Source organism: Selenomonas sp. oral taxon 126 (genome assembly GCF_001683335.1).
In the GTDB taxonomy this organism is placed as follows: Bacteria; Bacillota; Negativicutes; order Selenomonadales; family Selenomonadaceae; genus Centipeda.
Map to the genome: position 1 here is coordinate 2,842,465 of NZ_CP016201.1, position 14,363 is coordinate 2,856,827.

The window sequence follows — 14,363 nt, forward strand, 5'->3', positions numbered from 1 at the left end:
CTCCATCTTTGAAACGAACAAAAACCCTCACCGCATTGTGGAATTGCTCTCAATGGTTGCAGGTGAGAAAATCGAGCCGCACACGACGCTTCTCATCTTCGACGAAATTCAGGAGTGCCCCGCTGCTTTGAACGCGCTCAAATACTTCAGAGAAAAGGCGAATGACTACCACATCATTACTGCGGGGAGTCTGCTCGGCACACTGCTTGCCACCCCCAAATCCTATCCCGTCGGTATGGTCAACCTGCTCGACATCCAGCCGCTGACCTTTGATGAATTTCTCGCGGCAACTGCTCCCACTCTTTATTCATATTATGAAAGCATACAAAAAGAGCAGATCATTGAGGAAGTCTTTCACCAGCGTCTGCTCGATACCTACAACAATTATCTCATCATCGGTGGGATGCCGGAATGTGTCGCCTCTTGGGAAACGTATAAAGATCCTGCCAAAGTATCAGAAATTCAGCGCGAACTCATCACAATCTATGAAAACGATTTTTCCAAACACAACGGAAACGTCAACAGCGGGCGCATTCTTCTCATATTCCGCAGCATTGTCGCGCAGCTTGCCAAACCAAATGAGAAGTTCATGTACGGCACTGTCCGCAGCGGAGGCAGAGCACGCGAATTCGAGGAGGCAATCGAATGGCTCGTGTCCGCAGGCATGCTCAACCGCGTCTACAATGTCTCCAAGCCGGAACATCCCCTCGCCGCATTTGACAAGCGCGATCAGTTCAAACTCTTTGTCTTTGACACGGGGCTTCTAAAGTATATGGCAGGGATCGATAACAGTGCGATTCTCCTTAAAACCGATTACCAGTTCAAAGGCCCATTGACTGAAAACTACATATTGCAGCAGTTTCACGGGCTGTTTGCATGCGAGCCCCGCTATTACAGTACGAAGAACAGCGAAATAGATTTCTTGCTGCAGACGGGCAGTGATATCGTTCCCGTAGAGGTCAAGGGCGGTGAGAGCAAAGCTGCTCCCTCATTCAAGAGGTACATCACCGACCACAAGCCAATACACGCCCTGCGCTTTTCAAAGCGCAACTATCAAAAAGACGGTGCAATCACCAACATCCCCCTGTATCTCGCAAGAAAGACGTTCGATTTACTGTGAAACAAAACGGCGCAGATGGAAATTTCCATCTGCGCCGTTTGAACGTCATTCAGCACTTACTTGCTCGCGCCGAACCACTTCTGATAGATCTTATCGTATTCGCCGTTGTCATGCAGCTTCTTGAGAGCCTCATTGACCTTCTTCTGAAGCTCGACGTTGTCCTTCGCCATCGCAATGCCGTAGTCCTCTGCCGAGAGCTTGTCCTCGAGCGACTTCACGCCGACCGCCTGCGTCTGGTTGATGTAGTAGTCGTTGACAGGACGGTCGTTGACGACAGCGTCAACGCCGCGCGCCTTGAGCTCCATGAAGCAGTCTGCGGGCGTGTTCAGCTCGGTGACAGTGACGCCCTCCATCTCCTTCACCATGTTCGCGCTGGTCGTGCCGATCTGGACGGCAACCTTGTGCCCCTTCAGATCCTTGAAGGACTTGATCTGCTCCTCATCGCTACGCACAACCATCGTGAGACCCGACTGATAGTACGGGTCGGAGAAGTTCACCTTCTGCTTGCGCTCATCGTTGATCGTCATACCGCTGATGATGACGTCGATATTCTTCGCCTGCAGGGCGGGAATAAGGCCGTCAAAACCGATGTTCTGAATCTCCGCCTCACTGCCCATCTCCTTTGCGACGGCACGGATGAGATCCATGTCAAAGCCCTGATACTCCTTCTGTCCCTCATCCTGGAACTCGAACGGAGCGAAATCCACCGCAGCGCCGACGCGCAACACCTTGCTCTCCTGCTTTGCCTGATCTCCACCGCCGCAGCCGACGAGGGCAAGGCTCACGAGAGCGCCGGTCAGCACGAGTGCCAATTTCTTCAGTTTCATAGGGAAACCTCCTCAAATGAGATAAAATCAAAGGAGGGACGCTGACAATACAGCAATCCCTCCCTAGAAGGAGGCAGAACCTCCTCAAAAAGACTTAGAAACGTGCTGCGCGCTTCGCGTTGAAGCAGTCGCGGCAGTAAACCGGACGATCCGTCTTCGGCTCGAACGGGACTTCCGTGTCCTTGCCGCACTCGGCGCAGACCACATGGAACATCTGACGCTCGCCGCTGCTCTGCTCATCACGACCGCGACGACGCTTGTCACGGCAGTCACGGCAGCGTGCCGGCTCGTTCTCAAACCCCTTCTCTGCGTAGAACTCCTGCTCACCGGCCGTGAACACGAAATTTCCGCCGCATTCCTTGCATACGAGTGTCTTGTCTTCAAATGCCATTCTTCCACAATCTCCCTTGAAAAAAATAGTTAGTCTCTCCATCCGCCGAACTGGGAAAGCGTTCACTGAGATTATGGTACGGGCAAGCATTGTTTACATAAACAATCCTTCACTCGTTCATTGAACGACTATCAGGTCTTGAGGAACGGATTTCAACGCTCTGTATTATACAGATGTTTTTCATAAAGTGCAAGCATTTTTTCTATGCATGGCTCTGCGGTGCAATCATTCTATGCAATGCTCCACGCAAACGCTTGGATTCCTCACCTGCTCCCCTTCAAAACAGGCTCTCCTGCACGTCCAGCCAGCTCTCCTGCCGCGCCGTGTGCACGCGGTCGCCCACCTCCGCATGACCGATGAGGAGGGGAGAGGCGGGGTCGTGAAGACGCCTGTTTTTCCGTACACGTGTAAAATGCGTATTCGCGTAGCAATAGCGACAGAGATGCGGGCAGCTGTCGTATGCGCCGATGTCCGCACCGAGGTAGCAGTCGCACTCCTTGCGCTGACGCTGATACTTCGGAAAGCGGATGCGCCGGCCAAGCACCCGCTCGTAGATGCGCGGCGTCATACAACCGCCCGTGTCAGCACCGTATGCAGCGAGTTCATCCACGCCGCCGCACGGGTAAACGGTCATCCCGTATGCTTTTGCCGTCTCCACAATATACGCGCCGAGCTCCATGCGCTCCACATGCGTCACCTCGCGTGACTCCGGGAAATTGCGCCGCGTCTTGGCATAGCGCATGAGGAAGCTGATGACCACCATCTCCGTCACCCCCGCAAGCGCCTCCGCCATCCGCGCGAAGCTCTGTCGATGAAAGTCAATCGTATAGCGCTCGTCGATCAGAATCGGATCATAGCGCCAGCCGACGGCGTGCGCGCCAACGATTGCCGAGAGCTGACGAAATGCGCGGACAACCTCCTGCCACGGAGGCACGTGCGGCTCGATATCCCTGCCGTATGGCGTGATGGTGACGTACCAGAACTGACCGTAGGGAGCGAGGAGATCCATATGCGGCAGCATCGGCGCAGGGTTCTTTGTGCAGAAAGCGATGAGATCGACGACGGCGGGGTCGAGGCGGTAGCGCGTGACCTGCACCGCATCGTACGGATTGCGTACGCAGACCTCGCCCGCGCGCAGACGGTTCACAAACCACGGCGTATAGAATGCGGGAATATCCGTGCGCATGCCCGTATGCAGTATCATCGTCACTCCCCCTCTCTCACAGAATAGCACAAATGCGCGTAAAAATAAATCCCCGACCGTAGCAGTCGGGGATTTATCCTCATATGCAATTAGAGATAGCGAAGCACAACATAGATGTTCGAGATGATGATCGTGAAGACCATGACGGGGAACGCGACCTTCATAAATCCCAGGAAGGAGATCGGACGTCCGCGCTGCGCCGACATGGAGGCGACGACGACGTTCGCACTCGCACCGATGAGCGTACCGTTGCCGCCGAGGCACGCGCCGAGTGCGAGCGACCACCAGAGCGGATCGAGGTTCGTGAGTCCCATCTGACCCATGTCCTGAATGAGCGGGATGAGCGTTGCTACGAACGGGATGTTGTCGATGAAGGCGGAGGCAAATGCGCTCATCCAGAGGATGAGGATCGCGGTCGCCTCGACATCGCCGCCTGTCGCGTGGATCGCCTCGGCAGCGAGCATACGGATGACGCCCGTCTCGACAAGCGCGCCGACGAGGATGAAGAGTCCGCCGAAGAAAAAGATTGCCGGCCACTCGATCTTCGAGAGCACCTTAACGATCTTCTCCTCGTCCTCCGTCGCCGTGATCAGCAGGAGAAGACCTGCCCCCGAGAGGGCGACCGTCGCAGACTCGAGTCCGAGACTGCCGTGCAGGACGAAGAAGGTGATCGTGAGGAAGATGACCGCGAGGCACTTCTTCAGCAGTGCATGGTCTGTGATCTGCGCGTCGGCAGGCAGACGCATGATCTTATCCTGCAGCTCCGGCTGTGTGTGCAGACCTTTATGGTAGAGCGCGATAAGTATGAATTGCACCAAGATAAAGATAATTACAGAGACAATTGTCAGATTTTCCACGAACGCCATGAAGTCGAGCCCGACGGCGCTGCCGATCATGATGTTCGGCGGGTCGCCGATGAGGGTCGCCGTACCACCGATATTCGAGGCGAGAATCTGCGAGATGAGATACGGCATGACATCGACCTTGAGCTGTGATGTGATGCTGAACGTGATGGGCACAGTCAGGAGAACCGTTGTGACGTTGTCGAGGAGAGCCGAGCAGACCGCTGTGATCGTCGAGAGGACAACAAGCAGTGCAATCGGTCGTGCCTTTACCTTCTGCGCCGCCCAGATGGCGAGAAAGTTGAACAGCCCCGTCTCGCTCGTGATGTTCACAATAATCATCATGCCCATGAGCAGTCCGAGCGTATTGAAGTCGATATGGTGGACTGCGGTCTCCTGATCGATGATACCGAAGAGTATCATGAGCATTGCGCCGAACAGTCCGACAATGGTGCGGTGCACCTTTTCGGAGATGATGAGCGCGTATGCGATGACGAAGATGACAATCGCCACAATCGTTGCATTTTCCATCATTACACATCCTTCTTCTCGTTACGAGAAATCCATCACGTCGCCGTGATAATCACCTGCCGGCCCATGCGCTGAATCTTGAGCCTGTACTGCTGCACACCTTCCTGGGCAAGCGAGAGTTTCAGCTCCAAGAGCGCCCGACCGAGTTCATCCACCTGCGCAGAGGTCAGCCCCGCGCGGGCAAGATCGGCAGGAGGTTCCTGCGCCGCCTGTGCACGGGCGCGGTCCTCTGCCTGCCGCTCCTTCCTCAGCAGAACCTCGGAGAGTGTCTCCTCCTCTTCAAAGCCCTGCATCATGTCTTTGTCGGATCTGTTCTTCGGTATCTTTGCCACAGCAAACCTCCTTATGCCGCCTGCGCGGCGCATACGCATACGCGGAAAAGGACAAATTACTTCACCTTGCTCCATGAGTCCTTCAGCCCGACGATGCGGTTGAACACTATATGATCCGGCGTAGTGTCCGGGTCAACAACGAAGTAGCCGACGCGCAGGAACTGGTAATGCGCTCCCGCCGCCGTGAGATGGAGGCTTGACTCCACCTTTGCGTCCGTCAATATTTCGAGCGAGTGCGGATTGAGCGCGTCGATAAAGTTCTCAGGCTCCTCCTCGCCCTCAGGAATGTCGCGCAGGAGGCTCTCGTAGAGGCGCACCTCCGCCGTGAGTGCATGTTCTGCCGCAACCCACTGGATTGTCCCCTTTACCTTGCGGTTCGCCGCAGCGCCGCCGCTGCGCGTCTCGGGGTCGTAAGTGCAGCGCAGTTCGATGATCTCCCCTGCCGCGTCCTTCACGACTTCCTCACACTTGATGATATAGGCGTGCTTGAGGCGCACCTCGCCGCCCGGTTTCAGACGGAAGAACTTCTTCGGCGCGTCCTCCATAAAGTCCTCGCGGTCGATATAGAGTTCACGCGCGAACGGCACATAGTGCTGTCCACCGTGCGTGGGGCTGTTCTCGGCGAGCAGATACTCCGTCTCGTCTGCGGGATAGTTCGTCAGGACGAGCTTCACGGGGCGCAGCACCGCCATCACGCGCGGCGCATTGCGATTCAGCTCGTCGCGCACGCTGTGCTCGAGCATGGCGCTGTCCACCGTGCTGTTGCTCTTGGCGACGCCGATCTCCTCGCAGAATGCGCGCACAGCCGCAGGCGGATAGCCGCGGCGGCGCATGCCCGAGATGGTCGGCATACGCGGATCGTCCCAGCCGCGCACATGCCCTTCCTCGACGAGCTGGCGCAGCTTGCGCTTGCTCGTGATCGCGCCCGTGAGGTTGAGCCGGGCGAACTCGATCTGACGCGGGCGCTCCTCTGCGGGAAAGCCAAGCGCCTCGAGCAGCCAGTCATAGAAGGGACGGTGCTCCTCGAACTCAAGCGTGCACAGTGAGTGCGTAATCCCCTCGATCGCATCCGAAATTGGATGCGCGAAGTCATACATCGGGTAGATGCACCACGCATCGCCCGTCCGATGATGCGGAACATGGGCAATGCGGTAGATGACTGTGTCACGCATGACGAGGTTCGGCGATGCCATGTCGATCTTGGCGCGCAGCACGCGTGCACCGTCGGGGAACTCGCCCGTGCGCATACGCGTGAAGAGGTCGAGATTTTCCTCCACGGAGCGATTGCGGTAGGGGCTCTCCCTCCCCGGCTCGGTCAGCGTGCCGCGATAGGAGCGGATCTCATCTGCGGTCAGATCGTCGACATAGGCGAGTCCCTTCTTTATCAGCATGACTGCATATTCATACATCTGCTCGAAATAATCCGAGGCGTAGAAACGGCGGTCGCCCCACGAGAAGCCGAGCCAGCGGATGTCCTCCTGAATGGAGTCCACATACTCGACATCCTCCCTCGTCGGATTCGTGTCGTCAAAGCGCAGATTGCAGAGGCCATTGTAGTCCTCCGCAACGCCGAAATTGAGGCAGATCGACTTTGCGTGCCCAACGTGCAGATAGCCGTTCGGCTCGGGCGGGAAGCGCGTGTGAATTCCCTCCGCGTGCCGTCCCGCGCGCAGATCGTCGTCGATGATATTTCGGATGAAATTCGATGTCTTTACGTCCGCCATGTCCCTATCCCTCTATCCGTATAATTCCAATGTATCGTCTTGTGCACAGCGCTGCTCGATGTAGCGGCGCATGCGCGCGATCCCCTCGGCAATACCCTCCTGCATGGGTATGCTCTCAATAAAGGCGTCCACGTAGCCGCGCGCGACAATGCGGCGCAGCGTCCACGCGAAATTGATGTCATAGATCCACAGGAGCCGCACGATCTTGCGGTCGCCGTGCGTGCGCAGCCGATAGTAGTCCGCCTGCCGCCCGGCGGCAAAGTCCGCAACGAAGTCGGGGCTGACCTCCTGCGCCGCATCCGACGGCACGAAGTTCGGTGCCTTCTCCGCCCCGTCGGGCGCGAGGAACGGCAGCAGCACGCGATAGATGTCGAGTTTGTCCGCATCGCGGATGAGCTTTGCAAAAAATGTTTTTCGCCGATCGTCCGTCGGGGCAATTTCCTTCTTATTGTGATATTTGATGGCAAATCGCACGATCTCCGCATCCTGTGGATCGAGGCGATCGAGCAGTTCGACCTCCGCGAGCACCTTGAGCCCGAGCTCTGCGTGATCCTCCGATAGTGCATCGTTGAACGTCTGGTAGACGGCATACTGACGGAAGCGCCCCACATCGTGAAAAAGTCCGATGATCTCGGCAAGCGCCACATCGTGTGCATTGCAGCCGAGGTATTTCGCAAGTGCGCGTGCATTCGCCGTTACATAGCCCGTATGAATCTCTTTGAGACGGATTCCGAGCATGACCTCGGGGTCATCCGTGCGGAAGGAGCGCATATAGTCATTCATCCAAACATGCATTTCATGCAGGAGTTCTTTCATCTGCGTTCCTCCTTTCACATACTGGCTTCGAATCAGTCCTGAGATGCGGGCACATAGCTGTCGTCAAAATCCGTCGCAATGAGGGTCGCCTGCACCCTGCCCGCCATCTCCCCCTGCACGACGAGTCCCACGATGACATTGACCTCGGGATGTGCAGTTTTATGGATATAATGCACCGCCTCATCTACATCGCGCAGACTCATCTCCGGACCGCCCGTGAGGTTGAGCACAACGCCGCGCGCTCCCGTCACATCACGGTCGATCAGGGGGCTCTCGATCGCCTTGCGCACCGCCTTCTGCGGGGTTTCGTCCGCGCCAATGGCAAGCATGGTGTCGCTGGACGCACTCTGACGGAAGATGGTTGTCACGTCGGAGAAATCAATGTTGATAACGCCCGTGGTGAGAATCAGCTCCGCCACACATCCCACCGTCTGACGCAGCACCTCATCCGCGAAAGAGAATGCGTCGATGAAGGAGAGATTGCGGTTGGGCGCGATCTTGAGGAGATTGTCATTGCGTATTGTAATAAAGGCGTCCGTATAGCCCTGCATTTGGATAATGCCCGCCTGCGCCGTCTGCATCTTACGCACCATCTCGAAGTGAAATGGCGTTGTCACCACACCGATGGAGAGGATGCCCATGTCACGGGCGATCTCTGCAACAACAGGCGCAGCTCCCGTGCCAAATCCTCCGCCCATCGTCGCCGTAATGATGGCGAGATCCGCGCCCTCGAGCAGCTTGCGAATCGCCTTCTCCTCCGCACGCGCCGCCTGCTCTGCGATCTCGACCCTGCCGCCCGTGCCGCGCCCATTCGTCAGCTTCTCGCCGACGGGCAGCACCGTGATGCCCTGTTTGTACAGGGTTTTCAGCTGGCGCAGATCGGAGTTGAGACCGATGAGCGTGATGTCCAGATCGTATTTCTCGCGCACACAGCGCACAATATTGTTGCCGCCGCCGCCAACGCCGACCACCTTGATCGTGATTTTCGGTTTGATAATTTCAGCTGCCGGCATAGAAAACTCCTTATCGAAGTATTGATGAACTGCATCTTTTCGAGAACCTATCCCCTCGCCCGATGCTGCGGCATCTGCGTCATCAGCGCACCGCCGAGAAGGAGCGCGCAGCCCAGAATCTGTATGGGGCTCATCGTCTCGCCGAGCACGATCCAGCCCGCCACGGCGGCAAAGACCGCCTCCGTCGACATGAGGATCGCCGCCTGTGTCGGCTCTACATACGCCTGCCCGAGAATCTGACAGGTGTAGGCGACACCGCAGGAGAGAATGCCCGCGTAGAGAATCGGCACAGCCGCATGCCACACGTCGCCCCACGCAAAGCTCTCATAGATGGCGGCGAGAACGGCGCTGCCGAGCGTGCAGACAATCATCTCCATGAAGCACAGCTCGATGGCGTCCACCGTCCGCGCATAGCGGTCGATGAGCAGAATCTGCGCCATCCAAAAGAACGAGCAGATAAAGACAAGCACATCCCCTGTGTTCAGGGTGACCTCCCCATGTGCAGAGAGGAAGTAGACGCCCGCAAAGGCAAGGAACGCACCGCACCATTGGAGGACGCGGACGCGCTGTCCGAGCAGAACAGCCGCGAGCGGGACAAGCACAATGTAAAGCGTTGTGATGAACGCCGTCTTGCCCGCCGTCGTATAGAGGAGCGCCACCTGCTGCAACGTCACGCCGACGAACATCGCAAGCCCGACGGGAATCCCCGCGCGAAAGCCCGAGCGAAACGTCCCCGCGCGCCGCTCTGCCGCACGTTTTCCGCGATAGGCATACCAGAGCGCCCACATGAAGACTGTGCCGAGTGCAAAGCGGCAAGCCGCATAGGTGTATGGGCCGAGCCCCTCCATCCCAAGGATTTGGGCGACAAAGGTCGTTCCCCAGAAGAACGACGCTGCCAGCAGCATCAGATTCCCGCGCAGCTGCATGAATCAGAGCACCTTTGAGAGGAAGCTGCGCGTGCGCTCCTCCTGCGGATGTTCAAATACCTCGCGCGGTGCGCCCGACTCGATAATGCGCCCCTCATCCACGAAGAGCAGACGATCGCCCACCTCGCGGGCAAAGCCCATCTCGTGTGTGACAATGACCATCGTCATGCCCTCGCGTGCAAGTGCGCGCATGACATCCAGTACCTCGCCGACCATCTCCGGGTCGAGCGCCGAGGTCGGCTCATCGAAGAGCATGACCTTTGGATGCATGGCAAGTGCTCGTGCGATGGCAACACGCTGCTGCTGACCGCCCGAGAGATTGTCGGGGTAGGCATCCGCCTTCTCCGCAAGCCCCACGCGCGCGAGCAGCTCCCGCGCCGTCTTCTCTGCCTCATCTTTGGCAATGTGCTTGACCTTCATCGGCGCGAGCATGATATTCTCGAGCACCGTCATATGTGGAAAGAGGTTGAAGCGCTGGAACACCATGCCGACCTCTTCGCGCACCTTATTGATATTTGCCTCACTCGAAAGCGTAATGCCGTCCACAACAACCTCGCCCGCCGTTGGCTCCTCGAGGTGATTCATGCAGCGCAGGAGTGTGCTTTTCCCCGAACCGGACGGGCCGATAATAACGACAACCTCTTTTTCCGCAATGGAGAGGTCAATGCCCTTCAGTACCTCATCCGCACCAAACGCCTTGCGCAGCCCCTTAATTTCAATCATGAACGCGATACCTCCGCTCCAGATATGCGACAAAGCGCGAGATTGTCAGCGTCATCACGAGATAGATGACGGCGACGCTCATCCAGATTTCAAATGAGCCGTACGTCTTTGCGATAATGAGCTGCCCGCGGCGCGTCAGCTCCTCGAAGCCGATGACCGACACGAGGGACGAGTCCTTCAGCATGGCGATGAACTCGTTGCCGAGCGGCGGGATGACACGTTTGAATGCCTGCGGCACGATGATGTAGCGCATCGTCTGCAGCCACGTCATGCCGAGCGAGCGCCCCGCCTCCATCTGCCCATCGTCGACCGACTGGATACCCGCGCGGAAGATCTCCGCCACGTACGCACCGGAGTTGATGCCGCACGCCGAGATTGCCGCAATGAACGGGTCGATGCGCTGCCCCGTGATGACGGGCAGTGCGAAGTAGAACAGAAAGATCTGCACGAGCAGCGGCGTCCCGCGGAAGAACTCCACATAGACCTCCGCGAGCATCCGCAGCACGCGCAGATTCGAGATACGCGCCACACCCACTATCAGACCGATCACAAAGCCGATCGCAGTCGAAAGCACCGTGATCTGTATCGTAACCCCCGCGCCGATCAGCAGCAGCGGGAATGAGTTGACGATGAGATTCATATCAAAAGTCATAAGCTCATCCATTCTCCCCGTAAAAATTTATAGTCCCCATGATTATCCTGCATAAATAGCCGTTCTTCATATTATATTTCAATCACAGAGCGCTGTCAATAAATTCAGGCTCTTTGTCGATTGCAAGCAAAATAAAAATACGCCCCACATGCCGGATATGGGCGCCGGCACATGAGGCGCGGATTTTTACAGTTACAGCTTCTTCGACAGCTCCTCAATGCTGTCGGACATCGCTTTCGCTTCCTCGACAGAGGCACTGATCTCCTTCATATTCGCCGCCTGATTCTCAATCAGACCGTTGATGGACTTGATACGCTCGGTGATATGACTTGCCGCTTTCTCCATCGATTCGAGTGCCTCGAAGATCTTACTTGCGGCATCGCGGCTGCTGTCGGCAAGTTTTCTGACCTCCTCCGCCACAACGGAGAAGCCGCGCCCGGCCTCGCCCGCGCGTGCAGCCTCGATGGAGGCATTCAGTGAGAGAAGGTTTGTCTGCTTCGAGATCGTCATGACAAGCTCGGACATTTTGAGCGTGTTCTCCGTCTGGCTACGCGTATCCTCTGCTGCCTGGGTGATCTCCTCCTGCACATTTGTAATCTCGACCGTGCGCTCCGTCGTCTGACTCACGCTCGTAGTAATCGCATCAATGGCCCCATACAGACTGCTGAGCATCGTCTCAAGCTCACCGTAGAACTTTTCCTTACGCTGCGTGTTCTGTTCAATTTCCTCCTGCTTTTTCTTCTCCGCGTCAATGTCAACAAAGACCCCGATGATCTCCTCGGGATGCCCGTTCTTGTCACGTACGACATTGCCGGAGGCATGATACCAACGGTAGCTGCCATCGTGAATCTTGAGACGGTAGTCCACATTATACATCGTGCGCCCGCTGAGATCGCGGATACAGGCGTTAAAGGAAGAAAACGTCCCCTCCACATCATCGGGGTGTAGACGCGAGCTCCACGACTCGATCGTGTTCGGGAAATCCGACTCGCCACGGAACCCCACCATGCGGCGAAACTCATCCGACCAGATCGCGTAGGCAATACTGAAATCCGGATTGATCTTCATATACCACATACCGGACTTAACCGCCTCGTTGACCGTACGCAGACGGAAGCGCTGATACTCCAGCTCCTCGTTCACACAGTCGAGCAGCGCGTTCAGCTCATCGGCAAATGGTTCGCCACCGTGCAGCCTCGTAAAGAGCGCATTCTTCTCATGCCCTGCGACAATCTCCCGAATCGTCCCCGCCAAATTCTGTGCACCAGTAGCCCCCATATTCTTGTCAAGCATTGCATTCCCTCCATCGTCTCGTGAAACATAATCGACGTATTACTATACTACCACACTGTTCATCTAATGAAAATATCTATCGAAATATTTTTTGCAAAAGAGAAAAGATGCCGGAAACTTTCTCCCGACAGCTTTCCTACATTACTGATATATCACGAGGCAATCTTGCTTGTACATCCCGAAAGATCTCACACGGCGCGCCCTATTCTTTGCTCCACAGCTTTGCCATAACATCCGGATACACCGCGTTCAAATGCCCCTGAATCTGGTTCAAGAGTGCCACGATGAGTGAGGGATCGAATTGATCGATCCCGGACGGAATGCTGCAGGTCAGGAGTACATTGCCCATCTCATCACTGCCATATTTCAGCATGCGATACTGATCATTCAGGTCATTCAGATATACCGCAACGCCCGGCTTCTTCTCCGCCGTCACAAGCTGCGCGGCAATCTCCACCTGGATCAGCGTGTAGACGCTGTCATCGATCAGGATCATGAACGGCAGGCTCTGTCCCTGTACGGGGAGATTGCTGCGAAAGACATGCGAATGCACAGCGTCCCCGACCTCGTGCTCCTGCACGCCGCCGATGTTCTCTTTCTCGATATACGTGCGAAATGCCGCCGCCTTTGTTGCTGCGACTGCCGACTCTCCTGCATTCCCGACAACCTCTTCCGGTGCCTCTGCTTTGTTTTCGCTCATATGATATGTATTCCTCCTATTTCTATTACATTGTTCATACACAGGAAGCTAGGCGGGCAAGATTCATCTGCCCGCCGCAGCGCCCTGCATCTCCAATCAGAAGTTCCAGCGGATACCGGCATCCACGCGCCAATCCGTCTTGATATCGCCGCCAAACGTCTTCTCGAAGTTGCCATAGACATTCGACCGGTCGCTGAGTTTCAGCGTGCCGCCGAGCTGCACACCGATCCAGGTATCCTTGCCCTCCTGATGTGTGGTCTTCCACGAATTCGTTCCGTCTGAGTAGTCCGTCGACAGATCGCCCGCAAATTCATGATAGAGCGATACCTTTGCAAAGTATGTGCTGCGCTCCGTCTCCTGACCAAATCCGAGGCCGATCCGTCCGATCAGACTGTTCATCGCACCCTGCCGCACATGCATGCTCTGCCCTACGTAGTCCGTCGAACCGACGTAGTTGACGCCCTGCAGATGACTGTAGATCACCTCGATCTGCGGCTCAAAGAAACTGCCTCCCTTCTGAGCAATCCGTCTGCCGTATTCTGCCGAGACCGAACTGCCCCATGTATGGAAGTCGCCCTTGACATAGTGACTGTACTCGTTGTAGACCGTGTACTCATTCTGAAGCCTGCCCACCTTGGCAATGACATCGACATATTGGCCGGACTTACCCGTCCACGTGCCGTAGATACCGAGATTTCCTTCCTTGTTCTTCCCGCTGCCGCTGGCATAGCTCGAGCTGCCGTTCATGTAGCTGCCCGCAATGCCGACCCTCCATGAGTCACTGACCTTCTTATCATAGCCGACCTGGATGGTCGAATAGTTCATACGGAAGTTCGCATTATTCTTGTTGCTGCTCGACTTGCCGCGATAGGCACGCACCCAGATTCCGGCAGACTCCGGCGAAAGTCTGAGGTCGCCCATACGCTTCATGAGATCGTTCGCCTCGGCACGCCATGCCATCGACGATGCCGTCATTGCGGACTTGACACCGCTCATCAGCTTCGTCTCGTAATCGCCATACTCAATCTTCGGCTGCGGCTTGGGATTCGGCGTCGGCGGTTTTGGGTTGGGTCCCGGTGTCGGCGGCTTCGGATCGGTACCCGGTGCCGGCGGCTTCGGATCAGTGCCCGGTGCCGGCGGTTTCGGATCAGTGCCCGGTGCCGGCGGCTTCGGATCAGTGCCCGGTGCCGGCGGTTTCGGATCAGTGCCCGGTGCCGGCGGCTTCGGATCAGTGCCCGGTGCCGGCGGTTTCGGATCAGTGCCCGGTGC

Annotated in this window: 15 protein-coding genes; 1 reads left to right on the top strand and 14 read right to left on the bottom strand. The window is 56.7% G+C overall.

The window, feature by feature from the left end; translation table 11 throughout:
• On the top strand, positions 1-1,120 hold a 1,120-nt coding region (locus AXF19_RS13055; RefSeq protein WP_216634948.1), incomplete at its 5' end, for an ATP-binding protein.
• Positions 1,121-1,176: 56 nt separating this feature from the next.
• Here the strand turns inward: AXF19_RS13055 and AXF19_RS13060 are convergent.
• From AXF19_RS13060 to AXF19_RS14650, 14 genes are all read right to left on the bottom strand, one after another.
• Positions 1,177-1,947 (bottom strand): basic amino acid ABC transporter substrate-binding protein, encoded by a 771-nt coding sequence (locus AXF19_RS13060; protein WP_066849829.1) that lies wholly within the window; start codon positions 1,945-1,947, stop codon positions 1,177-1,179.
• A gap of 94 nt (positions 1,948-2,041) precedes the next feature.
• Positions 2,042-2,338, bottom strand: coding sequence for a zinc-ribbon domain containing protein (locus AXF19_RS13065; protein WP_066849831.1), 297 nt, complete (start codon positions 2,336-2,338; stop codon positions 2,042-2,044).
• 277 nt (positions 2,339-2,615) lie between these two features.
• Entirely contained in the window at positions 2,616-3,542 is a 927-nt protein-coding gene (locus AXF19_RS13070) for a DUF1848 domain-containing protein (protein ID WP_066849833.1), read from the bottom strand.
• A gap of 89 nt (positions 3,543-3,631) precedes the next feature.
• Positions 3,632-4,918 carry an ArsB/NhaD family transporter gene (locus tag AXF19_RS13075; RefSeq protein WP_066849840.1) on the bottom strand — a complete coding sequence of 429 codons (1,287 nt, stop codon included), beginning with the start codon at positions 4,916-4,918 and terminating at the stop codon, positions 3,632-3,634.
• A gap of 32 nt (positions 4,919-4,950) precedes the next feature.
• On the bottom strand, positions 4,951-5,247 hold the full coding sequence (locus AXF19_RS13080) for a hypothetical protein (RefSeq protein ID WP_066849843.1): 297 nt from the start codon (positions 5,245-5,247) through the stop codon (positions 4,951-4,953).
• A 56-nt stretch (positions 5,248-5,303) separates the two neighbouring features.
• Positions 5,304-6,971, bottom strand: coding sequence for a glutamine--tRNA ligase/YqeY domain fusion protein (locus AXF19_RS13085; RefSeq protein ID WP_066849846.1), 1,668 nt, complete (start codon positions 6,969-6,971; stop codon positions 5,304-5,306).
• Positions 6,972-6,983: 12 nt separating this feature from the next.
• On the bottom strand, positions 6,984-7,787 hold the full coding sequence (locus tag AXF19_RS13090; RefSeq protein ID WP_066849848.1) for an HD domain-containing protein: 804 nt from the start codon (positions 7,785-7,787) through the stop codon (positions 6,984-6,986).
• A gap of 32 nt (positions 7,788-7,819) precedes the next feature.
• A complete protein-coding gene (locus tag AXF19_RS13095; RefSeq protein WP_066849851.1) occupies positions 7,820-8,800 on the bottom strand; it encodes a cell division protein FtsZ in 981 nt (326 codons plus the stop codon).
• A 47-nt stretch (positions 8,801-8,847) separates the two neighbouring features.
• Positions 8,848-9,726, bottom strand: coding sequence for a DMT family transporter (locus AXF19_RS13100; RefSeq protein WP_066849854.1), 879 nt, complete (start codon positions 9,724-9,726; stop codon positions 8,848-8,850).
• Between the two features lie 3 nt (positions 9,727-9,729).
• A complete protein-coding gene (locus tag AXF19_RS13105) occupies positions 9,730-10,449 on the bottom strand; it encodes an amino acid ABC transporter ATP-binding protein (RefSeq protein ID WP_066849857.1) in 720 nt (239 codons plus the stop codon).
• The gene (locus tag AXF19_RS13110; protein WP_066850307.1) at positions 10,442-11,101 is read right to left on the bottom strand and encodes an amino acid ABC transporter permease; all 660 of its coding nucleotides are present in this window, start codon (positions 11,099-11,101) and stop codon (positions 10,442-10,444) included. Before AXF19_RS13110 ends, AXF19_RS13105 begins: the two co-directional genes overlap by 8 nt.
• Before the next feature lie 192 nt (positions 11,102-11,293).
• Positions 11,294-12,394, bottom strand: coding sequence for a methyl-accepting chemotaxis protein (locus AXF19_RS13115; protein ID WP_066849859.1), 1,101 nt, complete (start codon positions 12,392-12,394; stop codon positions 11,294-11,296).
• A 202-nt stretch (positions 12,395-12,596) separates the two neighbouring features.
• The gene (locus AXF19_RS13120) at positions 12,597-13,094 is read right to left on the bottom strand and encodes a hypothetical protein (RefSeq protein WP_066849867.1); all 498 of its coding nucleotides are present in this window, start codon (positions 13,092-13,094) and stop codon (positions 12,597-12,599) included.
• 96 nt (positions 13,095-13,190) lie between these two features.
• On the bottom strand, positions 13,191-14,363 hold a 1,173-nt coding region (locus tag AXF19_RS14650; RefSeq protein WP_172837405.1), incomplete at its 5' end, for an autotransporter outer membrane beta-barrel domain-containing protein.